The organism is Hymenobacter tenuis (genome assembly GCF_054780495.1).
Genome location: NZ_BAAGWF010000007.1, coordinates 22,231 through 46,417, shown reverse-complemented (window position 1 = coordinate 46,417; position 24,187 = coordinate 22,231). Strand labels below are relative to the sequence as shown.

General features: G+C 60.9%; 23 protein-coding genes. 6 read left to right on the top strand and 17 right to left on the bottom strand.

The window, feature by feature from the left end; genetic code table 11:
- Positions 1–13 precede the first annotated feature (13 nt).
- The 5 genes from ACYVGU_RS19955 to ACYVGU_RS19935 all read right to left on the bottom strand — a co-directional run bounded on the left by ACYVGU_RS19955 (position 14) and on the right by ACYVGU_RS19935 (position 4,475).
- Positions 14–1,369 (bottom strand): rhodanese-like domain-containing protein, encoded by a 1,356-nt coding sequence (locus tag ACYVGU_RS19955; protein ID WP_460623549.1) that lies wholly within the window; start codon positions 1,367–1,369, stop codon positions 14–16.
- Positions 1,370–1,448: 79 nt separating this feature from the next.
- Positions 1,449–2,261: a sulfite exporter TauE/SafE family protein gene (locus ACYVGU_RS19950; protein WP_460623548.1), complete on the bottom strand. Its 813-nt coding sequence runs from the start codon at positions 2,259–2,261 to the stop codon at positions 1,449–1,451.
- Between the two features lie 70 nt (positions 2,262–2,331).
- Entirely contained in the window at positions 2,332–2,649 is a 318-nt protein-coding gene (locus ACYVGU_RS19945) for an ArsR/SmtB family transcription factor (protein ID WP_460623547.1), read from the bottom strand.
- A gap of 434 nt (positions 2,650–3,083) precedes the next feature.
- The gene (gene map, locus ACYVGU_RS19940) at positions 3,084–3,848 is read right to left on the bottom strand and encodes a type I methionyl aminopeptidase (protein WP_460623546.1); all 765 of its coding nucleotides are present in this window, start codon (positions 3,846–3,848) and stop codon (positions 3,084–3,086) included.
- Positions 3,849–4,088: 240 nt separating this feature from the next.
- On the bottom strand, positions 4,089–4,475 hold the full coding sequence (locus ACYVGU_RS19935; protein ID WP_460623545.1) for a VOC family protein: 387 nt from the start codon (positions 4,473–4,475) through the stop codon (positions 4,089–4,091).
- Positions 4,476–4,849: 374 nt separating this feature from the next.
- On the opposite strand from ACYVGU_RS19935, the gene ACYVGU_RS19930 reads away from it, so the two are divergent.
- Genes ACYVGU_RS19930 through ACYVGU_RS19920 form a run of 3 tightly spaced genes read left to right on the top strand, consistent with a single transcriptional unit; the run spans position 4,850 to position 6,828 of the window.
- Complete coding sequence (locus ACYVGU_RS19930) at positions 4,850–5,146, top strand: hypothetical protein (protein ID WP_460623544.1); 297 nt, start codon at positions 4,850–4,852, stop codon at positions 5,144–5,146.
- Positions 5,121–5,630 (top strand): histidine kinase, encoded by a 510-nt coding sequence (locus ACYVGU_RS19925; RefSeq protein WP_460623570.1) that lies wholly within the window; start codon positions 5,121–5,123, stop codon positions 5,628–5,630. Before ACYVGU_RS19930 ends, ACYVGU_RS19925 begins: the two co-directional genes overlap by 26 nt.
- On the top strand, positions 5,608–6,828 hold the full coding sequence (locus ACYVGU_RS19920; RefSeq protein ID WP_460623543.1) for an alpha/beta hydrolase-fold protein: 1,221 nt from the start codon (positions 5,608–5,610) through the stop codon (positions 6,826–6,828). Before ACYVGU_RS19925 ends, ACYVGU_RS19920 begins: the two co-directional genes overlap by 23 nt.
- A gap of 169 nt (positions 6,829–6,997) precedes the next feature.
- Here the strand turns inward: ACYVGU_RS19920 and ACYVGU_RS19915 are convergent, their stop codons facing one another.
- From ACYVGU_RS19915 to ACYVGU_RS19865, 11 genes are all read right to left on the bottom strand, one after another.
- Positions 6,998–8,044 carry an LLM class flavin-dependent oxidoreductase gene (locus ACYVGU_RS19915; RefSeq protein WP_460623542.1) on the bottom strand — a complete coding sequence of 349 codons (1,047 nt, stop codon included), beginning with the start codon at positions 8,042–8,044 and terminating at the stop codon, positions 6,998–7,000.
- A gap of 74 nt (positions 8,045–8,118) precedes the next feature.
- Positions 8,119–9,243 (bottom strand): LLM class oxidoreductase, encoded by a 1,125-nt coding sequence (locus ACYVGU_RS19910; RefSeq protein WP_460623541.1) that lies wholly within the window; start codon positions 9,241–9,243, stop codon positions 8,119–8,121.
- Positions 9,244–9,261: 18 nt separating this feature from the next.
- Positions 9,262–10,278 carry an NADPH:quinone oxidoreductase family protein gene (locus ACYVGU_RS19905; RefSeq protein WP_460623540.1) on the bottom strand — a complete coding sequence of 339 codons (1,017 nt, stop codon included), beginning with the start codon at positions 10,276–10,278 and terminating at the stop codon, positions 9,262–9,264.
- Between the two features lie 142 nt (positions 10,279–10,420).
- The gene (locus ACYVGU_RS19900) at positions 10,421–11,203 is read right to left on the bottom strand and encodes an NADPH-dependent F420 reductase (protein ID WP_460623539.1); all 783 of its coding nucleotides are present in this window, start codon (positions 11,201–11,203) and stop codon (positions 10,421–10,423) included.
- A gap of 154 nt (positions 11,204–11,357) precedes the next feature.
- Entirely contained in the window at positions 11,358–11,633 is a 276-nt protein-coding gene (locus tag ACYVGU_RS19895; protein WP_460623537.1) for an ArsR/SmtB family transcription factor, read from the bottom strand.
- A 94-nt stretch (positions 11,634–11,727) separates the two neighbouring features.
- Entirely contained in the window at positions 11,728–13,155 is a 1,428-nt protein-coding gene (locus ACYVGU_RS19890; protein ID WP_460623536.1) for a TolC family protein, read from the bottom strand.
- A gap of 4 nt (positions 13,156–13,159) precedes the next feature.
- The gene (locus ACYVGU_RS19885) at positions 13,160–16,345 is read right to left on the bottom strand and encodes an efflux RND transporter permease subunit (protein WP_460623535.1); all 3,186 of its coding nucleotides are present in this window, start codon (positions 16,343–16,345) and stop codon (positions 13,160–13,162) included.
- A 15-nt stretch (positions 16,346–16,360) separates the two neighbouring features.
- Positions 16,361–17,521, bottom strand: a complete 1,161-nt coding sequence (locus ACYVGU_RS19880) for an efflux RND transporter periplasmic adaptor subunit (protein WP_460623534.1) — start codon at positions 17,519–17,521, stop codon at positions 16,361–16,363.
- Positions 17,522–17,776: 255 nt separating this feature from the next.
- On the bottom strand, positions 17,777–18,064 hold the full coding sequence (locus tag ACYVGU_RS19875; protein WP_460623533.1) for an ArsR/SmtB family transcription factor: 288 nt from the start codon (positions 18,062–18,064) through the stop codon (positions 17,777–17,779).
- Positions 18,065–18,460: 396 nt separating this feature from the next.
- Entirely contained in the window at positions 18,461–18,937 is a 477-nt protein-coding gene (locus tag ACYVGU_RS19870; RefSeq protein ID WP_460623532.1) for a GNAT family N-acetyltransferase, read from the bottom strand.
- 137 nt (positions 18,938–19,074) lie between these two features.
- On the bottom strand, positions 19,075–19,845 hold the full coding sequence (locus ACYVGU_RS19865) for an MBL fold metallo-hydrolase (RefSeq protein WP_460623530.1): 771 nt from the start codon (positions 19,843–19,845) through the stop codon (positions 19,075–19,077).
- Positions 19,846–19,955: 110 nt separating this feature from the next.
- Between ACYVGU_RS19865 and pdxR the strand changes: the two genes are divergently transcribed.
- Positions 19,956–21,437: an aminotransferase-like domain-containing protein gene (gene pdxR / locus ACYVGU_RS19860; protein ID WP_460623529.1), complete on the top strand. Its 1,482-nt coding sequence runs from the start codon at positions 19,956–19,958 to the stop codon at positions 21,435–21,437.
- Here the strand turns inward: pdxR and ACYVGU_RS19855 are convergent.
- Positions 21,384–21,740 carry a carboxymuconolactone decarboxylase family protein gene (locus ACYVGU_RS19855; RefSeq protein WP_460623528.1) on the bottom strand — a complete coding sequence of 119 codons (357 nt, stop codon included), beginning with the start codon at positions 21,738–21,740 and terminating at the stop codon, positions 21,384–21,386. The two genes, pdxR and ACYVGU_RS19855, sit on opposite strands and share 54 nt — an antisense overlap.
- A 670-nt stretch (positions 21,741–22,410) precedes the next feature.
- Between ACYVGU_RS19855 and ACYVGU_RS19850 the strand changes: the two genes are divergently transcribed.
- A complete protein-coding gene (locus ACYVGU_RS19850) occupies positions 22,411–22,878 on the top strand; it encodes a LexA family protein (RefSeq protein WP_460623527.1) in 468 nt (155 codons plus the stop codon).
- Positions 22,862–24,160, top strand: coding sequence for a Y-family DNA polymerase (locus ACYVGU_RS19845; protein WP_460623526.1), 1,299 nt, complete (start codon positions 22,862–22,864; stop codon positions 24,158–24,160). The genes ACYVGU_RS19850 and ACYVGU_RS19845 overlap by 17 nt, the downstream gene beginning before the upstream one ends.
- Positions 24,161–24,187 lie beyond the last annotated feature (27 nt).

Sequence of the window (24,187 nt, the reverse complement as noted above, 5' to 3'; positions counted from 1 at the left end):
ATACTCCGCAGAGTTAATGGGTGGACGTAGCCGTCTGGAAGGACTTGACTGCTTCGCCTAGGTCATACACTATAGCCCGGGGCCGGGCGGCCGCTATGATGCTGGAGCCCGCGGCCGAACGGTAGCCGCCGGCGCAGTGCACGACCACGGGCTTGCCGGTGGGGATTTCGGGGGCCCGCTCGCGCAGCTCGGGCAGCGGGATGTGCAGCGCGCCGGCAAACAGCGGCTCGGCCTTGGTTTCCGGGGCGTTGCGAATATCCACGATGGTGTAGGCCTCCGGGTGCTGGCGGAACTGCTCCATGTTGAGCTGGGGCATAGAAGCCTCGGTGGAGGGCGAGCCAACCAATGCGCCTTTAATCAGGGCTTCGTAGCCGATTTTGGTTGTTTTCCGGATCAGGTCCTCAAGAATCGCCTCGTCGGCGGCGATCAGGTAAAAGGACTCCTCGGGGCCCACGATGGAGCCCAGCCAGGTTTCAAACTTGCCGCCCTGCTGGATGTTGAGGGCGCCGGCTACGTGGCCTTGTTTGAACTCGGCTTCGGGGCGGGTGTCCACTACTGGTACACCGGTTTCCAGGGTGGTGCCGGGCGCCAGGCGCGGCACCCGCTGCACGCTGGGCGCGTAGGCCGGAGCCCCGGCCTTGTTCAGGGCCACGTCGTAGCCAAAGTACTTGGGGATGAAGGGCTGGTCCTGGAGCAGCTCTTGTACAAACTCCTCTTCGCTCAGGTCCCGCAGCATGGGGTTACTGAACTTCTCGTTGGCCATGGTGCTGCTGCTAGCGCCGCTCAGGGCCTTGCCGCAGAGCGAGCCCGCGCCGTGGGCGGGGTAGACCAGCACGTCACCGGCGAGGGGCATCAGTTTCGCGCGCAGGGAGTGGTACAGCTGCCGGGCCAGCTCCTCGCGCTGGGCGGTTAGGTTGCCGGCCTTCTCGCGCAGGTCAGGGCGGCCTACATCCCCGATGAAGAGGGTGTCGCCGGTGAACACGGCCACGTCCTGGCCTTCGCGGCGGAGCACAATGCTGATGGAGTCCGGCGAGTGGCCGGGGGTGTTCAGGGCCCGGAAGGTGAGCTTGCCGATGGTAAACTCCTGGCCCTTGTCGAAGGCTTCGTGCGCATAATCGGCCCCCAGTAGCTTACTTACGCGGATGGTGGCGCCGGTCTGCCGGGCAATTTCCAGGTGGCTGCTCACAAAGTCGGCGTGGGGGTGGGTTTCGATGACGCTCACGATTTTGGCGTCGTGGGCCCTCGCGTAGTCATAGTAGGGCTGCGGGTCGCGGGCCGGGTCGATGAGCACGATTTGGCGGGCGCACTCGCTGAGGATGGCGTAGGAAAAGTGGGCCAGGCCCTTGTCGTCAAACTGTTCGATTTTCATGACCAAAAGCGGTTGGTAGGGTGAGGAGGAAAAGTCGTAGGAAACGGGAAAAGCTCCGGCTTAGGAAGGGGCAAGGGGCTTACTGAAACAGCAGCTCCCGGATCAGGATAAAAGTGCCCATGGCCAGGGTAAACCAGCCGAAAGCCGGTTTGAGCCGGGCCCCCGGGATAAAGCGGGCGAGGTAGGTGCCGAGCACGATGCCGGCCACGGCAAAGGCCAGAAAACCCAGCAGGAAGGGCCAGTCGACGGGGGTACCCGCGCTCAGGTCCCCAGCGAACCCCATCAAGGAATTCACCGCAATGATGACCAGGGAGGTGCCCACCGCCGTTTTCATGGGCAGGCGGGCCAACAGCACCAGGGCGGGAATAATCAGAAAGCCTCCGCCCGCGCCCACAAAGCCGGTTAGCACGCCTATCACGGCGCCCACCGTCAAAATAAGGAGGTAGCTACTACCATGGGTATGATGGAGATCATCTTCCAGAACTTCTTCGGCCTGGCTGGTGCGGATCATGGAAGCCGCGGCCGCCACCATCAGCCCGGCAAAGGCCACCAGCACCAGCAGATCCTTGGTGAAAGCCAGGTTGCCGATGGTGAACAGATCCTGCGGAATGGCGGGCATCACCACCTTGCGAGTGAGAAACACCGACACCAGCGACGTAGCCAGGAAAACCAGCGCCGTAGGAAAGGACACGAGGCCCTTGCGGAAGTAGCCCGAGGCGCCCACCACCGAAGTGGAGCCCACCACGAACAGGGAATACGCCGTGCTCAGCACCGGGCTTACCCCCATCAGGTATACCAGCACCGGCACGGTGAGAATAGAGCCGCCCCCGCCCATAATGCCGAGGGACAGACCGATGACGATGGCCGCGAAGTAGCCGAAGAGGTGGTACATGGATGAACGGGTGAACGTATGTATCTATGAACTAATGTTCATGTATTTAGTTAAAAAAAAGCCGGCTCCCTTACAGGAAGGTGCAGCCGGCCAAGCACTGAATCACGTCCACCACCTCGCGCATCTTCAAGGTGTAGAAAATGTTTTTGCCCTCGCGGTGGGAACTTAAAATGCCCTTGAGCTTCATACCGGTGAGGTGATGGGAAAGTAACGACTGCTCCACATTAAGCTTTTCACTGATATCCGTGACCGACAGGCTTTCCTGACTGGCCAGCAGCTGCACGATGGCAATGCGGGTGGGATGAGCCGTGGTCTTCAGGATAAAGGCCACCTTCTCCATCTTCTCGGTGGTCAGGTTCAGATCGGCGGCAGGGGCAGAGGTCGTCATAGGTTGCTGCAAATGTATGATCATTTGTTCATGTATACAAGTGTGGCATCTAGGTTAGTTCCATCACAGCTGCATTCCGTGTGCTTTATTTGGATGGTAGCTCATGCTGGCGCAGGTCGACTAAGTCAGTTTTGTACGGCTTGCTTGTTAGGGCGCGACTATTAAAAAAGCAAAAAGCACAAAGCACAAAACCCAGTGGCAGCTAACCAGCTGGAAGTCATCGAATTAAATAGCACAAATTAGTATAACGGGGTTTAAAAGTTTATAACGAATTTGTACTATTATTTACTGTCATTTTTGCTGGTATTACCATGCTGGCCGTCAAATTCATGCTCTATGTTTTGCCTCGCTTGCCGAGTACAAACGCGATAGCATCGAGCCGTTAGGCTCGTTGCAGTCAGGTCAACAGCGCGGACCGAGCCACTCTGAAACGGCTAGTCCCAGATACCGTTGGCTTCGGTGAGGATGATGGGCTGCCCGTCCGTCACGATGAGCGTGTGCTCGTGCTGGGCCACGTAGCTGCCGTCCTTGGTGGCCATCGTCCACCCGTCGCCGAGTTGGTGGGCGATGCTGGCGCGGGTTGAAATAAAGGTTTCTACGGCTACCACCGAGTGCTTTTTAAAGCGCTTGAGGTTGTACCGGTCAAAGTAGTTGGGAATCTCCTGGGGTTCCTCGTGCAGGCTGCGGCCAATGCCGTGGCCGACCAGGTTTTTGATAACGCGAAACCCGCACTTGCGCGCTTCGGCCTCGATCAACCCGCCGACTTCGGCGATGCGCACCCCCCCGCGGATGCGGCTGATGGCCGTACGCAAAATCTGCCGGGAGGCATCGACCAACGGGCGGTGCTGGTGCAGGTCGGCGCCGAGCACGAACGAGCCGCCATTGTCGCCCCAGAAACCATTCAGCTCCGCCGACACGTCAATGTTGATCAGGTCGCCCTCCTGCAACGTTTTGCGGGCCGCCGGGATGCCGTGGGCCACTTCCTGGTTGACGCTGATGCAGGTCCAGCCCGGGAAGCCGTAGGCCAGGCGGGGGGCCGAGCGGGCTCCCAGGGCAGCCAGCAGCCGGCCGCCATACTCGTCCAGTTCCAGCGTGCTCATGCCGGGCTGGGCGTAAGCGCGCATTTGCTTGAGGGTGGTAGCCACGGCGGCGCTGACTTGCTGCATGCCATGGAGTTCGGCGGTGGACGTGATGGACATGAGACGAAATTACTTGGATTGCGGAGTAGATCCAGCGCTAGAAACGCCAGGGGCGGCGTAAAGGTAGCACCCCAACGGCTTTCAACTCGAGCGGGCACTCCCCCTGCCCGCTGTCCACGGCGCGAGAACTAAGCCAGGACGGGAGCATGCCCGCGCACCGCAACACGAAGGCTGGCACGGTAGTCGAGCAAGGAGCGGACCCGATATCTCGGGCTGTTATTCGTGTCTTAAGGAAGCTCCTTACAAACAAAAATGCGGGTTCTCCAGCAAGCCTAACTGATTTCCCCAGGGATCCAGAACCGTCGCCGCTTTAATGCCGCCGCCCACGTCCGCAATGGCTGCCTCTGCCCGGGCACCGAGCACGAGCGCTCGAGTCCACGCCGCGTCGATGTCCGCCACTCCCCGGTAGGGTAACGTACTACCCGGTGTGGGCTGGGCATGCGGGTCGAGGCCCAGTTCGTAGCCGCCCACGTTAAAGCCCACATAAAAGGGCTCCTGAAAATAAGGGGGCAGGCCCAACCAGTCGGTGTACCAGGCAGTAGCCGCCGCCAGATCGGGGGCCGCGTAAATCACGGTCCGTAAGCCGAGCACTGGAGCACCCGTTGCAAGAGGAGTAGAATTCGTCATCCGGTGAGAAGATTTAAAAGTGAAGAGGTCCTACAAAACTAGCCGTTCGCCGGCGGGAGGCACTTGTATACACGCGACATTTCTCGATTTGCCTCCTACTGTACGGCGGGATTCCTCGTCGTAGTTGGCATCGGGCAACGACAACGGGCAACGGTCGAATTACAACTCACAGGTATCCAATACGCGACGCCGCGCCCTCCATCCCCCCAGCAAAGGCGGTATACTTACGCTTCGTTTGCCAGCTGTTCATGCGTGTGTTTCTTTATCGGCAACCGGGTGCTGTTGCTGCACCTCGCTTTTTGGGCATCTACTGCTCGTTCTATCTCTCCCAAACCCAGCAAGCCTACGGGTGACAGCAGGCTCTGCCCGGGGTATTGATACCACTGCTGTGTAATGTGCTACTGGCCTACCTGAATTATAGCTACCCGCTGCCCCGGTGGCTGGCCCACTACCGCACTGGGCGCTATCTGTTCGAGACTGCCGCGGCCTTTGCGCTGGTGGTGGCGCTGACAGTGAAAGCGCTACAACACTTCGCCCCGCCGGTTCTGCCTGTCGCGTACCTGCACTCGCCGGGCATTATCCTGGGAACGGCGAGCGGCACCTTGTTCGTGGTGGTGTTTATCGCCATGTTTGTTGCGCTTCTTAGTGGACTGGTTCGCGCTGGAAGCTAAAAACAGGGCCCTGGAAAATGCGCAGCTGCTCACCGAACTCCAGTTCCTCAAGGCACAGATTAACCCGCCTTTCCTCTTCAATACTCTCCACAATCTGTATTACCTGGCCTACACCCACTCGCCCATAACGCCGGAAGTCGTGGCCCAGCTCGCGCAGATAATAAGCTACCGGGGAGGACTCCAACCGGCCGCTCGTGCCGCTGAGACAGGAAATCGAGCTTATGGGCTGCGACCTCAGCCGGAAGCAGCTCCGCACAAACCCAGCCGGTTGCCATGGCCATGGGCTTTACGGCTGGCCGCTGGCTGCCCTCAGCGCCTCCTAGCGTTGGGCGTTCCGCGCCTGTGTCGACCGCTATCAGGGCCGGCCTTGATCGGATCCTGGCGCTTTGCCGGCCCACCCTTACGTGCCAGATTCCATTCGCTAAACGTTTTCCCTTGTCCTCTTTTACTTCCGCAGCCCTATGAAAATTCTTCTTTGTTTTAGTGCTTTCCTGTTACTTTCCTTCGGGGCTAGTGCGCAAGAAAACGGCCCCTTGACCTTAGGCTTTGAGGAAACCATTCCCTCCACCATCCTAGGACAAAAACGCACTATCTTGATTCATATACCTAAAAGCAACGGGGGCAATAAAATCAAAGACAAAGGACGGTATCCCGTGATTTATCTGCTGGATGGACCGGAGAATTTCACTTCGGTGGTTAGCATCGTGGAGCACATGGAGGAAACCAGCCTGTGCCCGCCCACGATTGTAGTGGGAATCGCCCAGGAAGATAGATTACGTGAACTCACCACCGGCACCGATAAGGAGTATCCCAAGGCTATTGGCCAGGGGGAGAAGTTCATGTCGTTTATCGAAAAAGAACTGATTCCCTACATCGACTCTAGGTATCCCACCACCCCGTACAAGACCCTGATTGGCCATTCGGTGGGAGGCTTAGCCGTAGTGAATACGCTGCTGCACCAGCCGAATTTATTTAACTCTTATGTGTCGCTTGATGGGGCGTTGTGGTGGAAAGACCAACAGGTGGTTAAGGAAGCCAAAACCCTTTTAGCAGCTCGTCAATACAGAGGAAAAAAATTGTATGTCGCGATGGCCAATCGCCTGGAAAGAGGAATGGACACGGTAAGCGTACGACAAGACACCAGTGCCTCGACGGCTCTTATTCGCAGCAACCTGAACTTACTTCACGAGCTTTCCCAAAACAAGGGCAATGGGTTACGCTTTGCCTCCAAGTTTTATGCAAACGACAACCATGCTTCTGTGCGGTTGATTGGCGCATACGATGCGCTGCGGTTCATTTACGATTTCTACAAGCTGAAAATCTACGACAGTGAATTGAAAAACCCCGAGGTTGATTTAGAGGCCTTGTTGGTAAGCCATTACCAGCAGGTGTCGAAAGAAATGGGGTACGTAGTCCAGCCCAGTGAAAGCGAGGTAAATAGTCTGGGGTATACCATGCTGCGAAGCAAGCAGTTTAAAAAGGCAGAACGTTTATTTAAACTCAACGTGGCCAACAATCCCGGTAGCGCCAATTGCTATGATTCTCTGGGTGATTTATACCTGGCCACCGGCAATAAAACCGAAGCCATCGAGAACTTTAAAAAAGCGTTGGCTTTGCAGCCAATGCCAGAAACCAAGGGCAAGTTGCAAGCCTTGGTAAATGGCAAAAAATCGGGCAAGTAACAGGTAGATAGTTAGTGCCTCACGCAAAGATTCAGCCCAGCAGGGACGCCTTATCAAAGCACCACCTAACAGGTTAGGGGCTTGGTAAGGCGTCCCGTACTGCCTCAAGTACTTGAGGAAATAACTCCCTGTGCTCAGGCAGAGGTCCCCGTGACGGAGCAGAGTTGCTTTACCTGTTCTCGTTCAGCTCCTGCATAATTTCTGCAAACAGCCGGGTGGATGTGAGCCGGTCTTCCAGGGCGTACATGGAGGATGCGGTAATGAGCTCGTCTGCCTGCGTTTCAAGCAAAAAGGCTTGGAGCTGCTGCTTGACGGTTTGCTTGCTGCCGACAAAGGAGTACTTCAGCATTTGCTGCACGGAAGGATGCTGCCACATGTCGTGCAGCTCTTCGGTCATGTCCGTCGGCGGCTGCAGGGGCTCTTTCGTTTGCCCCGTCAACATCCCCACAAACATCCGGATGACGCTCGTGAACTCTCGTTGGGCGGCTTCGTCGGTATCGGCCACGTAGGCGTTGAGGGCCACAATGGTATAAGGCCGGTGCAGTACGGCCGACGGCTGAAACTCCTGGCGATAAATCCGTAGCGCCTGGTGCAGGTGCGTGGAAGCAAAGTGGCTGGCAAACGCGTAGGGCAGGCCCATCTTCGCCGCCAGGTGGGCGCTGTCGGTGCTGGACCCTAAGATGTACAGGGGCACCTGGGTGCCCTCGGCCACGGGAGCCCGCACGGCCGCCGGCCGGTTAGCAGGCGAGAAATACGTCTGGATTTTGCCGACCTCTTGGGGAAACGCCTGGGCGGCCTCCCGAAAATCGGAGCGGATGGCCTGCGCGGTTTGCCCGTCGGTGCCGGCGGCCCGGCCCAGCCCCAGGTCGATGCGGCCGGGGTAGAGCTGGGCCAGGGTGCCGAACTGCTCGGCCACTACCAGGGGCGAGTGGTTGGGCAGCATGATGCCGCCCGAGCCTACCCGGATGGTCGAAGTGTTTTCGGCCACGTACCCGATGAGCAGCGGGGGCGCATTGCTGGCGATGTTATCGGAGTTATGATGTTCGGCCAGCCAGTAGCGGGTGTAGTGGGCGGCCTCGGCGGCCTGCGCCAGCGCCAGCGACTTGTGCAGGGTCTGCTTTAACGTCTCGCCTTGGGAGACGATGGCCAGGTCTAAGATGGAATAAGCGACCGGGGGCTTGGCCGGGCGGTTGAACTCGTTCACAGGAGTAGGCATAACTTCTTAAGGTAAGGGGCCGCTGGTAGCAGCCGGCCAGATGCTTTCGTCGCAGGAATAGCTGCAGACGCTGCTTATAGGGTGCGAAACGCTGGTTTCGGCAGGCCAAGATTTCCCCGCAGGGTGTGCGCCTCGTACTCCGTATGGAAGAGGCCCCGCTCCTGCAAAATGGGCACCACCAGCTCGATAAAGTCTTGTAGTCCATACGGATGGTCTTGCTGAACCATCAGCATATCGAGGGCCCCGGCCTCATACCACTTCTGGATCTCGTTGGCAATGCGTTCGGCCGAGCCCATGAACAAGGGAACGGGGCGGTGCGAATACGGACCGAGGGCGCGGATGGCCTGGTACTTGGCGTAGGCCTCGGCATCGGTGCGGCCCACGATGGGGTTTTGCGCCACTGACCGTACGAAGTCTGCCGGCGGCCGGCCTTTTTCAACCAGCTTCGCGGTCAGCGCATTGGCGAGCACTACCGTTTCCTCGAAGGAACTGCCCGCCATGAAGACGCCGTCGGTGTAGGAAGTGGCCAGGTCCACGAAGGTGGGGGAGCTGCCGGCCATGTACAGCACCGGCCGGCCCTGCACCGAGCGGCTGATGTTCAGTGGGCCATCCACCGAGAAGTACTTGCCCCGGTAATTAACGGGGTGCATCTTGCGCGGATTCAGAAACACGCCGCTCTCTTTATCGCGGGGGAAGGCATCGTCCTCGTACGTGTCCCAGAGGCCCAGCAGAATTTCTAGAAACTCCTGGTGCATGGGGTACTGGTCGGCTTTGCCCAGGTGACCCCGGCTGAAGTTCACCATCCCCCCGGGGTTGGAGGTGATGGCGTTCAGCGAGGCCCGGCCCTTGCTGAGTTTGTCCAGCGACAACACCTGCCGGGCCAGGTTGTAAGGGTCGGTGTAGGAGGTCGAAGCCGTCAGCGAGAGGCCGATGCGCTCGGTTTTCATGGCCAGGGCCGACATGAGCGTCCCGCCCTCGAACATGCTCAGGTAGTAGGGGATGTTGCCGGGGCCCACGTGGCTGACATCGTACAAAAACAGGGTTTCAAACTTGGCCTGCTCCGCCAGCTGCGCCTGTTGAATGAAGAAATCAATGTTTTCGCCGGCGTCGGCGGGCATGTCCGGGTGGCGCCAGGAGGAAAAATTCCACCCCGGCCCATCAATGACCGCGGCCAGCTTTAGTGTTTTTCGGTTGTTCATATCTTAGCCCGCTGGGCGTTACCCCTGTTCACCTTCTTCGCTTACCCGGACCGCTATGCCGCCCCGGGCGCTCTCGCTGCCTACTTCCGCTACCGCCTGCACCGTGTCTGCAAAGTCAAACAGCTTCGCCTGGGGCGGCGCCAGCTTACCCGCTCGAACGAGCTGACCAAGCGTAGCAATGGCTTCCTGCTTTTCCTCTTCCGTCCGGGCGGTGTGCAGGGCCCCCATCACTGCGTAGCCTTTGAACATAATATGCAGCGGATTGAGCGTCGGCCAATCGCCGCCTGCAAAGCCAACCAGTACCAAGCGGCCGCGATAGGCAATGGACTGAATAACTGCCTGATGGGCCTCGCCGCCTACCGTGTCGTAAATGACATCCACGCCTTTCTGCTGAGTCAGCTCCAGCAGTTTTTCTACGAGGTTCTCTTCAGCGCTGTTCACGACATAATCAGCCCCCTGGGCGAGGCAAAAGGCTCGTTGCTCGTCCTTTCTGATAACGGCGATAACCGTGGCTCCCAAAGCCTTGCCCAACTGCACCGCCGCCGTGCCGGTTCGGCCCGCGGCCCCGAGAACCAGTAAGGTTTCTTTCGGTTGGATGGTCGCCCGGTTGACCAGCCCTACGTAGGCCACGTGGTAGGTGCCGGGGAAGGCCACCGCCTGTTCATGGCTCAGCTCAGTGGGGAACGGAAAAACTGAGTTTGTGGCGCAGATGGTATAGGTTGCTACCGCGCCGTAGCCTTCACCGTATCGCTCACTCGACCCCAGGATTTTGGTGCCGACCGGGAACGGAAAGCCGGGGCCGGCTTTGTCCACCAAGCCCACAAACTCCTGCCCCGGTGTGACGGGCGGCTTAGTCACAAAAGGGTACATGCCTTCCAGGGCCAGCTTATCGGGCAGGCCAATACTGGCCAGGAATACTTTGACGCGCGCCTGCCCTTCCCCCGGCTCCGGTACGGCTACCTCATGCAGCTGCAACACGGCACGGGCGTCTCCGAACTGGCTGGCTTGCCAGCTCTGCATTGATTTAGCAGTCATTTCTTTTTATTCTATAAAGTGAAGTAGCCCAGCTATACCGGCCCTGCCACCGAGCCGGACGAGTAGTCCTTCAGCACGTGACATGTGCCCGCCAGGGGTTCACGCGTTTCAGTACAGGCGCTTTCGTATGTACAGCCAGTGCTTACTTCAATGGAAGGCCATTGATTGACCGGTAAATGTTGATAGCCGGGTCGTAGAAACCCGCCGGGTACTTAGCACTCACCACGATGTCCATGTATGCTTCGCCTAGCTCACCAATCTTTTGTATGGAGATGTCCCGGTTAACCAGAATCGTTTCCTTATCGGCGCGGGCCAGGGCCTGTTGTAATTCGTCCACGGTCAGGTCGGTGCAATACGCCGGGCTGCCGGGCTGTTGGCGCCACGAATCGGCGATCGGCCCCGCATTGTAGCTGTCAAAGCCGGTATCGTCGACGAGCTGCGCGGCTATCTGTTTCCAGTCTTCCCGGTCGGCCGATACCGTCAGGGCAATTCTCCCCGGAGTGCCAGTGGGCTGGCCATACTTTCGGAAACTATGCGTCACAATGTTGTTGAACGCCTTCACCACCCGGCGGCCAATCTGCTCCTGCACCCATACGCTATGGGGCTTGCCGTTTTCCAGCTCCTCAATTACCCCATCCCGCAGGGGGAAATAGTTCATGGTTTCGATCACGGGAACCGCCGGGTCCAGCTGGCTGAATAAGTCCTTTGGCAGGTCCGGCACCTTTCCAAACGGAATGGTTAGAATGACGGCGTCCACCCCGGTGGTCGTGTCCCGTAGTTCGACCGCCTGGATGCGCTCGTTATCGGCAAACGAGATGGTGTGCGGGCCGCGGGAGTTGGCAATGCGGATTTCATGCCCCTTGGCACTTAATTTTTGCGCTAACGTCTGGCCGATGGTGCCGGCCCCGATGATTCCGATTTTCATGGTTTTGCTGATTATGAGGTTAAAAAGGTGATGCCTGCTGGTGGTTGAATGGTAGGCGACATTGGGTGCCTGCGCGACCGAGCACCGACAGCATCAAATATGGCTGCGACGCTAAGTCAGCAAGCAGCGCACGCGGTGGCTTGCGCCAAAAGCGCTAGCTCATCTTCAGCAACTGCAGGAAGCTTTCCAGCTCCTGCAGCTTATCCGGGTTGATAGTCAGGTACATGTTGCGGCCTTCCTTACACGAATTGACCAGGCCCGCATCTACCAGGGCCTTCACGTGCTGCGACATGGAGGGCTGGCTGATGGGCACAAACTCATACAGATTGGCGCAGCCCAGCCGCTGCGCCCGCGCAATCTCCTGCAACATGCGCAGGCGGGTGGGGTCGCTCAGCGACTTGGCTAGCTTGACGAGGGACTTGGTATCCATAGCAGTAAGGTGGGGATAGGAGGATGTTGCCGGGCATTCGCTGCCGAAGTAGGAAGGGCGTGAATAGCGTGGTTCGCGGCTGGAAAGCAGGTTACTACTGCCAGCCGCCGCCCACGGCCCGGTACAGCTCCACGTTGGCTTCCAGCTGGCTGCGCTTGAGCGAGGCCAGCTCCAGCTCGCTTTGCAGGGCATTGCTTTGGGCGGTGATAACTTCCAGGTAGCTGGCCAGGCCGCTGCGGAAGAGCAGGCCCGCATTGGTCGTCGCCAGACGCAGGGTGCGCACGCGGCGCGTGGCCAAGTCTTGCTCGGTTTGGGTGCGCTGGACCTGCCCGAGGGCATTAGAAACCTCGCCCACGGCTACCATCACCTGTTGCCGGAACTGAAGGACGATGCGCTCGCGGTCCAGCTGGGCCAGCTCATACTGGGTGCGCAGGGCGCGGCGCTGCAACAGCGGCTGCGTGAGTCCCCCCGCGGCCAGGCCAAACAACGAGGCCGGCACGCTAAACCAGTTGCTGGCCTGGAAGGCGTTGAGGCCGCCCTGGGCCGTGATAGAGAGTGTGGGGTACAGGGCGGCTTTGGTGTAGCCCACCGCCGCATTGGCCCGGTCGAGGGCCAGCTCCGCCGTGCGCACGTCCGGCCGCCGGCTGAGTAAAGCCGCCGGTACGCCGGCTGCCGCCACCACGGGCACTTGCAGGGCCAGCAGGTTGCCGCTGCGGCGTATGTCGCCGGGCAGGTGCCCGGCCAGGATGCTCAGGGCATTTTCCTGCACCGTGATGCCTTGCTCAAACTGTGGGATGAGGCCGGCCGCCAGCAGGCGCTGGGCCTCGACCTGCTGCACGGCCAGCGCCGAGACCTGCCCGGCCGTGAACTGCAGCCGGGTAAAGCGCAGGGTGCTGTCGGTGAGCGCGACGTTGCGCCGGGCCACGGCCAGCTGGGTGTCCAGCAGCAAGAGGTTGTAGTAGCCCTGGGCCACCTGGGCCACTACCTGGGTTTGCACCGCTTTGCGGGCTTCCTGGCTTTGCAGGTAGGCCGCCCGGGCCTCGGCCGTGCGGTTGCGGATTTTACCCCAGATATCGGCTTCCCAGCTCACGGCCACCGCCAGGTTGTAATCCTCAATGTGCTTGGTGCCCAGAAACTGGCTGAGGGAAATGCCGTTCAGGCTGTTGCCCGAAGGCCGGTTGGTGGTCACGCCCCCCTGCAAGCTTACGGCGGGGATATTGCCCCACCGCGCTTGCCGTAGGGTCGCCTCGGCCGAGGCGATATTACGCAGGGCCAGCTGCAGGTCGGTGTTGCGCACGGTGGCGCTGTCGAGCAGCAGCTGCAGGGCCGGCTCGGTAAAGAAGCTGCGCCACGGCAGGCTGGCGATGGAAACTGTATCGGCGGTGGGGGCCGTGCGGTAGGTGGCGGGCAGCGGCAGCGTGGGCCGCGGAATGTTCTTGGCCACGTTGCAGGAAGCAACCACCAGCAGGGTAGCCAGCCCCAGCGCCAGGCGGCGCCAGGGGGTAGGAGGAAGAATACTCATGGATTTAGTTCGCCAGGGCGTGGGCCGGCACCCGGGCCGGCGTGGCCGGGGCGGGGTGGGGCGTGCCAGTGAGGCGCTCGTTCAAGCGTTGAAAAATCACGAATAGCAGCGGGATGAGGAAGAGGCCCAGCACCACGCCCGTGAGCATGCCACCCGCCGCCGCGATGCTGATGGAATGGTTGCCCAGCGCCGAAGGCCCCTGCGCCCGCATCATGGGCAGCAGGCCAGCCACGAAGGCCAGCGAGGTCATCAGGATGGGACGCAGGCGCGAGGCCGAGGCATTGAGCGCGGCCCGCACCAGCGGCTCGCCCGCGTGGCGGCGCTGCAGGGCAAACTCCACGATGAGGATGGCGTTCTTGGCCAGCAGGCCGATGAGCATAATCAGGGCCACCTGTACGTAGATGTTGTTGGTGATGCCGGCCAGGCCAATGGCGGCAAATACGCCGAAGATGCCCGCCGGCAGCGACAGCAGCACGGCAAAGGGCAGGATGTAGCTCTCGTACTGGGCCGCCAGCAGGAAGTACACGAACACGATGCACATCAGGAAGACGACGGTGGACTGGCTGCCCGACGAGATTTCCTCGCGCGTCAGACCCGAATACTCGTAGGTATAGCCCGAGGGCAGGTGCTTCTCGGCCACGGACTCCACAGCTTTGATGGCGTCGCCGGAACTGTAGCCCGGCTTGGGTGTGGCGTTGATGGTGAGCGAGTTAAAGAGGTTGAAGCGGGAGGCCGTTTCGGGGCCGTACACCCGCTTGAGGCGCACCAGCGTGCGCAGGGGCACCATCTCGCCCCGCTCGTTTTTCACAAACGCCCCGTTCAGGGCCGTGGGGTCGGCGCGGTCAGTCTGTTCAGCCTGCACGATGACGCGGTAGTACTTGCCGAAGCGGTTGAAGTCCGAGGCCTGGGCGCTGCCGAAGTAGGCCTGCATGGTTTGCAGTACGCCCTGCACGCTCACGCCCAGCTGGGCGGCTTTCACCTCATCGACCTCGACTTCCAGCTGCGGGTAGTCGGCCCGGAATGAGGTGAAGGCCACCCCGATAGCCGGCTGCTTCAGCAGTTCGCCGATAAACTCCTGGCCTACCTGCCCGAGCTTGGGCAGCGAACCACCGGTGCGGTCCTGGAGCACCACCTCCAGGCCCTCCACGTTGCCGAAGCCCGGCACGGTGGGCGTGGTGAACACGAAGGTATCGGCCCCCTTGATGGTCGCCGCCTTTTCGCGCATGGTCGCCATGATGGCGTTGATGTCCTGCACCGCCCCCCGCTCCTTGGTGGGCTTGAGGATAACGAACAGGGTCAGAGCCGAGGACGAGCTGGAGGAGGTTAGAATGTTGAAGCCGCTGAGCAGGTTGATTTTGTCGACGGCCGGCATGGCTTGCAGCTGCTGCTCAATCTGCAGGGCCACCTGGTTGGAGCGGTCCAGGGAGGAGCCCGCCGGCAGCGCCATCGAAATGGCGATAAAGCCCTGGTCTTCGGACGGGATAAAGCCCGTGGGCGTGCGCTTGGCCAGCCAGCCGGTGAGCACCACCACCAGCATCAAGCTGCTGAGGCCCAGCCACTTGTGGCGCACCAGGAATTTGATGCTGCCCACGTAGCGGTCAGTTAGCCGCTCGAAGCTGCGGTTGAAGCCCGCAAAAAAGCGCGTCTTAAACGTGCTGGGCTCGGGGTGCTCCCCGTCGGGGTCGTGCGGGGTATGCTGCAGGAACAGCGCCGCCAGGGCGGGGCTCAAGGTCAGCGCGTTCACGGCCGAAATGACGATGGCAATGGCCATGGTAAAAGCAAACTGCCGGTAGAAGACGCCCGTCGAGCCTTCCAGAAAACCTACTGGTAAGAACACGGCGGCCATGACCAGGGTAATGGAGATGATGGCCCCGGTGATCTCGCTCATGGCGCTGGTGGTGGCCTCCTTAACCGAGTGGGTGCCCGCTTGCAGCTTGCTGTGCACGGCCTCGACGACCACGATGGCGTCGTCGACCACAATGCCGATGGCCAGGACCAGGGCAAAGAGCGTGAGCAGGTTGATGGTAAAGCCCAGCAGCTGCATGAAGAAGAACGTGCCCACGATGGCCACCGGCACGGCAATGGCCGGAATCAGCGTCGAGCGGAAGTCCTGCAGGAAGAGGTAGACCACCAGAAACACGAGGATAAACGCCTCGATCAGCGTGTGCTCCACCTGCTCAATGGAGGCATCCAGCGCCACTTTGGTGCTGTACATCGTTTGCTGCTTTACGCCCTCGGGCAGGTCTTTCTCCAGCTTCTGCATAGCCTTGCCCACGGCAATCTGCAATTCGCTGGCGTTGGAGCCCGCCGCCTGGAACACGCCGATGTTGATACCCGGCTTGCCCGAGATGCGCACGTTGCTGTTATAGGTGGTCGAGCCGAGTTCCACCCGCGCCACGTCCTTGAGGCGCAGCATCGAGCCGTCGGCATTGGCCCGGAGTACCATGTTTTCGTAGTCCAGAGGCTGGCTGCGCTTGCCCTGGTACTTGAGCACGTACTCAAACGCTTCCTGGCTGCTTTCGCCCAGGCGGCCGGGGGCGGCCTCCAGGTTTTTATCCTGAATGGCGGCCATCACCTCGGCCGGGGTGAGCTGGTAGTTGGTCAGCTGGGCCGGATTCAGCCAGATGCGCATGGAATAGGCCCGGTTGCCGCCAAACAGGGCCGTCGACCCGACGCCCGGAATGCGCTTGAGCTCGGGCACCAGGTTGATTTGGGCGTAGTTGTCCAGAAACGTCTGGTCGTATTGCTGCGGGTCCTCGGAGTAGAGGTTGAGCAGCATCACAAAGCTGTTCTGCTGCTTGGCCACCGTCACGCCCTGCTGCACCACCTCGGCCGGCAGCTGGCTCGTGGCCTGGGCCACCCGGTTTTGCACGTTTACGGCCGCTTGGTCGGGGTCGGTGCCCAGCTGGAAGTTTACCGTGATCACCAGGGAGCCGTCGTTGCTGGCCGTCGAGTTCATGTACACCATGTGCTCCACGCCGTTGATGGCTTCTTCCAGCGAGGGCGCTACCGAGCGCAGCAGCGTTTCGGCGTTGGCGCCGGGGTAGAGGGCCGTGACCTGCACGGCCGGGGGGGCAATGTCGGGAAACTGCTGAATCGGCAGCTTCCACAACGCCAGGGCGCCGACGATCACCAGCAGAATGGAGATGACGGTCGAGAGGACGGGCCGCTCAATAAATACTTTAAACATGAGACGAGTAGCTTATTACAAAGGAGAGGGAGCCGCGGCTTTACCCGTGGTGAGACTAGCGCGGGCCGGGGCGGGGTCGGTGGGCTGAATGACTTGGCCTTCCTGCAGGTGGTCCACGCCCTGCAGCACGATGCGCTCGCCATCTTGCACGCCCGCGCTTACCAGGTAGTTGGCCCCGCTCTTGCCTTGAATGGTGATGGCCCGGCGGCGAACGCGGTTGCTGTCGCCCACGGCGTACACGAATACCTTGTCCTGCAGCTCTAGAGTCGCGGCCGCCGGTACCAGCAGCACGTTGGGGTGCGGCAGGGGCAGGCGGATGGTGCCAGTGTTGCCCGAGCGCAGCAGGCCGTCGGCGTTGGGGAAGGTGGCCCGCAAAGTCACGGCGCCCGTCGTGCGGTCGAACTGCCCGGCCACCACGTCTACCTTACCCCGGGTGGGGTAAGTGCTTTGGTCGGAGAGCACCAGGGCTACCGGCGGGAGGTGCCGGAGCTTTTCCTGCAGGGTACGACCCGCGTACTGCTGGCGGAAGGTGCTGAAGTCGTCCTCGCCTAGGGCGAAGTAGGTGTGCACCTCGTGCACGTCAGAGAGCTGGGTCAGGGCCTGGGCATCGGTGGGGCCGACCAGGCTGCCCGGCTTGGTTTGCAGGCGCCCGAGGTAGCCGCTCACCGGGGCCGTAATGGTGGTGTAGCCCAGGTTGATGCGGGCGCTGCTGACGGCGGCTTTGGCACGCTGCAGGTTGGCCTTCGCCACGGTCAGGGCTGCCTGCGCTGTTTGCAGCTGCACCTCGGAGACGACCTTGTTCTGCACCAGCGGGGCATACCGATTGACCTCGACCTGGGCACTGACCACGGCCCCGGCCGCTGCCTGCTGAGCCGCCCGCGCGTTGTTGAGCTGCTCGCGGAACGGCGCATCGTTGATTTTGAACAGGGGCTGGCCTTTGCGCACGGCCGCGCCCTCGTCCACCAGAATGCGCTCGAGCATCCCCGCCACCTGCGACCGGATCTCCACGTTGACCACGCCCTCAATGGAAGCCGGATACTCTTGATACGTAGTTTCGGTGCCGGCATGCAAGGCTTGGACCGGTAGGGCCGGCGGGGCCAGGGCCTGTTGCGGAGCCTGCTGCTCCGCGCAGCCCGCCAGCAGCACGGTGCCGGCTAAAAGAAAAGATAGTTTCATGGGTAAAAAGGGCCCAGACAAGGGAAGTAAGTGAAATGACAGGTGCGTTAGAAGGCTGCTGCGTAGCGCTAATACTTTATCTAATAAGCATGCAATGATGTATTAAGGCAAAAAAAAGCCCGGGCGAGGGTCTGACTGGGATACCCTTCTCGCAAAGTGTCGGCAAAGGTATCAACTATAAATGCATAAGCAATCAATAATGTTTTAAAAAAGTAAAAACCCGGTAGCGATATCGCTACCGGGCCTAGGGTGTCGTTAACCTTTGATCACCGCCGGTTTAAGCAAGTGCAGGAAGTCTTCCAACTCCTTCAGCTTTTCGGCATTGATGGCCATGTACATATTCCGGCCTTCCTTGTGGGACTCAATTAAGCCCGCCTCGGACAGGGCTTTCAGGTGCTGGGACATCGAGGGCTGGCTGATGGGCACGTATTGAAACAAGTCGGCACACACCGTGATCTCCCCTTTGGCAATCTCCTGCAACAGCCGCAGACGGGTGGGGTCGCTCAGCGACTTGGCTAATTTAACGAGGGACTTGGTATCCATGGAAAAGCAAAGTTAAGTGCTTTTTAACACTCATGCGCATGAGTTAATCCGTATAACCAAGCGACCAGTAAAAAAGTTGGGTGCCAGTAAATTGTAGCGCACCGGTGAATTATCAAGGCAATTTTCAAACCCTTGTGCCTAGCGCCGCCAAGCCAACCTGATACAACGCACGCAACGCCTCCTCTAACCAAGGCTACTCGGTATGGTTCTCACCTCATTTCCGCCGTGTCCAAGCACCGGGGTGCTTGGGGGTAGCAACTGCATCACCGTGGTTTTGTGAAACTCCTGGCCCCGACGGGTGCAATAGCGGGGGCATCACAGTAGCGCGAACCCCTCCCAGGGCAGGGGAATCGGTTTAGAAAACGGGTTCCGCAATCCAGGGGTAGTAGCCGGGCATCAGACGAGTGCTGCCGGCCAGATGGCGGGCAGGACTTTTTGCAGGCACACGCTGTTTTCAATCCCGACGTACGGGCCGTAGTTGGGAATAAAGTGGTAGCCGCTTTTTTGGTAGAGGCCGATGGCTTCCGGTTGCCGTTTACCCGTCTCCAGCACGCAGGCGGAGTAGTGCAGTTCGTGAGCCCAGCCCTCTAGTGCGTGGAGAATTTTAGCGGCAACTCCCCGCCCCCGGTTGCCAGGTCGAACAAACATGCGCTTGACTTCCACCTGCTCGGGGGTAAACTCTTTAAATGCCCCGCAGCCAATCGGCTGGTCCTGCTCATAGGCCACGACGACGTGTTGCAGCGCCGCGCTGCTATTAAAGGCCGCGTAAAACGTATGATCCTTCCCATCCCGGAAAGCCAGGTCCTGGTCCAGTAACGTCACCAGAGTTTGAAAATCAGCATGGGAGCCGGTTGTGCGGAGCAGGTGAAGCATAAGAACGTTGAAAGTTTAAACGGGAACTGACTGGGTAAGTACTTCGGGAGCGGTAGCAGGGCCTGCCAAAGCAAGCACCTACTGAAGAAAGAAAACAGGCCCGCCGCAAAAACAGGCTACGGCCCCTTTCCAGGGTTTTAGCGGATTGATTCCGGACGGGCCAGGGTGGTCGTGGTTAGGGTTTGACAATCAAGCACGTCGCCGGCCTGCAGCAGGTGGATCCGGGTAGTGGGGTAGGGCTGGGTGCGGGCAATAAACTCGTCCGGGGTTTGGGTGTGCTCCGGCGCCGTGCCGTAATGGAAGGGTATCACGTGGTCTACCTGAAGCAGCTTTACCGCGTGCGCCGCTTCCAGCGCGCCCATCATGGAGCGGCCGCCAATGGGCAGCACCGCAATCGTGGGCTGGTAGAGCTCACCAATTAGCTGCATGTCGCCGAACACGCAGGTGTCCCCCGCAAAATAAACGGTAGTGCCGTCCGAGAGGCTCACGACAAAGCCGTTGGCGGCGTGGGGGAAGCCGATGGTCTTGTCGGTCAGATAGACGTGGGCCTGATGAAAGGCGTTAACCATGGTCACGGTCACGCCGTGGACCAGCAGGCTGCCCCCCAGGTTCATGGGCTCAAACAAGCTTTCGTCCACCGCTTGCTCGATGAGAAAGCGCCGGCAGATGTTGTTGGCAATAATGGTCGGCGTGGTCTGCTGAATGAATTTCTTCAGGCAGATATCCAGGTGGTCTTCGTGGCCATGGGTAATCAGCAGCAGGTCCACCGCGGGCTGGTGTTCCAAGCCCGGGGGGATATAAGGATTGTCAAACAACCAGGGGTCCACGAGAATAATCTTGTTTTCGGGGGTGGTGATTTTAAAGGTCGCGTGACCTAGCAGTTGCAGGGTGGTGGGATGGGATCGCATAGTCGGAATGAAGGGGCGCGGGCCGGGCGGTGTTTTCAAAAGCCCCCCAAACCTCGTAGCTTGCCGGCCCAGTGGCCTGGTCCGGTTTTTAGATAGTTACTGGTCCGGTTATGCTTCCCTATGCCACGCTGATTCCTTTAAACCGCCACGCGGTAACTTCCCTGAGTCAGCAGCTAACCACGGGCCTGATTCAACTCATGCAGCAGGGCCTGCTGGCCGCCGGCACCCCCTTACCCGGTACGCGCACCCTGGCCCGCCTGCTGGCCGTGCACCGCCAAACCGTCGTGGTGGCCTTCGACGAGCTGGAGGCGCAGGGCTGGATTGCCCAGCGCGCGTCCAAGCCGGCCGTGGTCAGCCCTGGCTTGCCGATGGTGGCCCCCCGGCCGTTTCTGGCCGAAGCTGCCCGCCGGATGGCGCCCCGCGCCGCCTTCGCGTACCCAAAATCCCACCACCCGTCTTCTTTGCCTTCTACGGGGAAGGCCCTGCCCTTGTCTCTGAGCAGCTCCCCGGACAGCCGGCTGGCCCCACTGGCGGCGCTGGCCCGCACGTACCGCGCCCTCTGCCTGCAGCCGGGCCACCGCCACCTGCTGGGCTACGCCGACGAGGCCAACGGCAGCCTCTTGCTGCGCCAGCAGCTCGCCCAGCACCTGCACGCGACCCGGGGGCTGCCGGCCCGGGCAGAGAACGTGCTCATTACCCGCGGCGGCACCATGTCGCTGTATCTGCTGGCGCAGCTGCTGCTGGGCCCCGGCGACACCGTAGTGGTAGGGCAGCGCAGCTACCACGGCGCGGACCGAGCCTTTGCCGCGCAGGGCGCCGACCTGCACCGCGTAGCAGTGGACGGGCAGGGGCTATGCATCGCCGAACTAGCCGCCCTCTGCCAGCAACAACCCGTGCGCCTGGTCTACGTGACGCCCCATCATCATTATCCAACCACCGTGACCTTGTCGGCCGAACGCCGGGTACAACTGCTGCAGCTAGCTGCGCGTAATGATTTTATCATCCTGGAGGACGATTACGACTACGATTTCCATTATGACGGGGCGCCCATTCTGCCACTGGCCAGCACCGACCGCGCCGGCCGGGTGCTGTACATGGGCTCGCTAAGCAAAGTGCTGGCCCCGGCGTTTCGCGTGGGCTACGTGGTGGCCCCGGCCGACCTCATTGAGGAGTTGGGGCACCGCAGGCGGCGCCTCGACCGCCAGGGCGACACGGTGCTGGAGCGGAGCATCGCCGCGTTGTTCGCCGATGGAGACATGGGGGCGCACCTAAAGCGGGCGCGCCGGACCTACCACCAGCGCCGGGATCTATTCTGCGGGTTGCTGCGGGAACGGCTCTCCGCCTGGTTTTCGTTTGAACCGCCCACGGGCGGCCTGGCCGTCTGGGGCCGGTTTGCCGACCACGTGGACCTGCCCGAACTCTCCCGCCGGTGCCGGCACCAGGGGTTGGCGCTAAGCGACGGGCGGCGCTACCAGACCGCGACCGAACCCCAGCCTTCTCACCTGCGGCTGGGATTTGCGGCCCTCGACCGCGACGAGCTAACCCAGAGTGTTCATATTTTGGAGCACACCCTGCGGAACATGTACCCCTAGTGCCGCCAGCACCGATTCCAGAATCTGGCGTCTTGTCGTCGCGGCCTGAGCGCCGACGGTATCCTCGACGAGGACCAGCAGCTCGCGCAGCGGCGCCTCGGACACGCCCACATTAAGCGCGCCCTGGTAGTGGGGCAGCGCCAGGGGCTCCTGCATGCTGGTCAGGGCCGCCACCGTCACCAGCTCGCGCTCGGTAAAGCTGAGCACATCACTGCCGAAGATGTCGGCAAACAGGTGCTCCTTCAGGAATCCGTCCAGCACCGGGTTAAAGGAAAATGCGGCGGTGAGCTGCTGCGGATTCATGCCCGTCACAACCACCTGGTTTTGCTCGCCCCGTGCGTATTTGCTAGCGGTATCGGCTATCGGGGTAGCTTCCCGGCCCTGGGTAGGCCGCCCGAAAGCGGTGTCCCTACTGGCTGGTCAACCGCCTTCATGTGCTACCTTTTTCGTTTTCTGAGAAGGCCTTACCCGAACAGGCACCCACCTGATGCAATGAAGCGTTGCTTCGGTATAATATTGCTTCAATATATTATCGCTTCGGCGTTTTATCGAAGTATCGATACATTGCTTTTATGAAGCGTTGCTACGCACCTACCCCTCTGCGGTGGGGTAAGGCGACGGGAAAAGCGTTCCGTTAGCTTACTTGCTTTTCTCTGGGCTTGCGGTGCGTCGTTTTACAGCCCTCCCCCCGGATAGAGCTACCTCGCCTTCCCAGCGCATAGCTTCGGCTGCGCCCAAGCTCGTTTGGTTGGCACCAAGCCATGGTAGGGGCAGGGCGGGAAGCAGGCTACCCCACCCAGACGCGGCAAAGCCAACGCTTGGCTATGATCCCCAGTCGCTTAGCTGTGGCCCACCCCGGACTGTAACGGACCGCAGGGAACCGGTTCTGCCCAACAAAGCTAAATTCATTAGCTTATTTAACTAACTTAATTAGCAATATCCGTATACTTGTGGCACACCTATTCTTGTTGCCATGTGTGATGTTGTTTTTCTGCCCGTCGTCCGCAAGCCGGCCTGGGTCCGCTTATTTGACATTTCCGTGCCCGCGGGATTTCCCTCCCCGGCCGAAGATCACTGTTCCATCAAGCTCGATCTAAACCGGCTGCTGCTGCCCCACGCTGATTCCTGCTACCTGGTCCGGGTCATGGGCCACAGCATGACGGGCGGGGAGTCCGGCATCCGCGACGGGTGCCTGCTGGCTGTCGACAACCAACTCCAGGCCCAGCACAACGATGTGGTAATTGCCATGGTTGAGGGTGACTTTACCGTCAAGCGCCTTATCCAGCGCGGCCCCGAGGCCTGGTTTCTGGTGCCCGACAATCCTTCTTATCCGGAACTGCGCATTGGCGAGCCCGACCTGTTTACCATCTGGGGCGTGGTTACCCACGTCGTCACCGAAACCCGGCGCGGCCGGCTCTCCAGCCATGTTCGCGTTAGTTGATTGCAATAACTTCTACGTCAGCTGCGAGCGGGCCTTCCAGCCCCGCCTCGAAGGCCAGCCCGTGGTGGTGCTCAGCAACAACGACGGCTGCATTGTCTCGCGCTCGGCGGAAGCCAAGGCCCTGGGCATCCGCATGGGTGAGCCCTACTTTAAAGTCAAGCCCCTGCTGCTCGAGCACGAGGTGCGGGTGTTTTCCTCCAACTACGCTCTCTACGGGGACATGTCGGCCCGGGTCATGCACTTTCTGAGCACCCGGACCCCGGACCTGGAGATCTACTCCGTGGATGAGGCCTTTCTTAATCTGGCCGGCATGGAGCGCTACCAGGGCGATTTAACCCGGTACGCCGCCACCATCCGGCAGGAGGTGCGGCGGCGCACGCGCATTCCCGTCTGCATCGGCATTGCCCCCACCAAAACCCTGGCCAAGCTGGCCAACCGCGTCGCCAAGAAATCACCTTTACTTAACGGGGTCTTACACCTGGATACGGATGAGCGGCGGCAGTGGGCCCTGGCGCAGGTGCCCGTGGAAGACGTCTGGGGCATTGGCCGCCAGTACGCCCAAAAGCTCACGGATGCCGGAATCCGGACGGCGGCCGACCTGGCCCGGGTGTCCGAGGCCTGGGCCCGCAAGCACCTGGGGGGCGTCGTCGGCGCCCGCCTCGTGCGCGAGCTGCAGGGCACGCCCTGCTACGCCCTGGCCCCGAGTGAGGACGGCACCCTGGCGCGGCAGCGCCTGGCCTGCACCCGCACCTTCGGCACCCCGCTGTCAGCCTTCCCGGAGGTGCTCGGGGCCGTCGGCGCCTTTACCTCCCGCGCCGCGGAAAAGCTGCGCCGCCAGGGCTCGGCCGTAAGCCTGCTCACGGTCTTCATCAGCAAAAACCGCTTTGGCTCGGACCCGCCCCCGCATACGTTCTCCACGACCATCGCCCTGCCCATGGCGACAAGTGACACCAGTGAGCTGCTGCGCTACGCCCGGGCCGCGCTCAAACGCCTCTGGCGGCCGGGCACGGTGTACAAGAAAGCCGGGGTGCTGTTTGACGGTCTGGAAGCGGCCGGCCAGCAGCAATTGCTGCTGTTTTCCTCCAATGAGCAAGCCGAGCGCCGAACCAAGCTCATGGGTGAATTAGACAAGCTCAATGAGCGCTACGGCGCGGGCACGGTGCGTTTCGCCACCGTCCAGGTGGGGGTGGGCCGCCAGCCCGCCTCTTACACGGGCCAGCGCCAGTGGCAGAGCCCGGCCTATACCACCAGCTGGGACGACTTGCTGCAGATCCGCGCCTAAGGCCGCGCCCCGGAAGGCCGGGCCGGC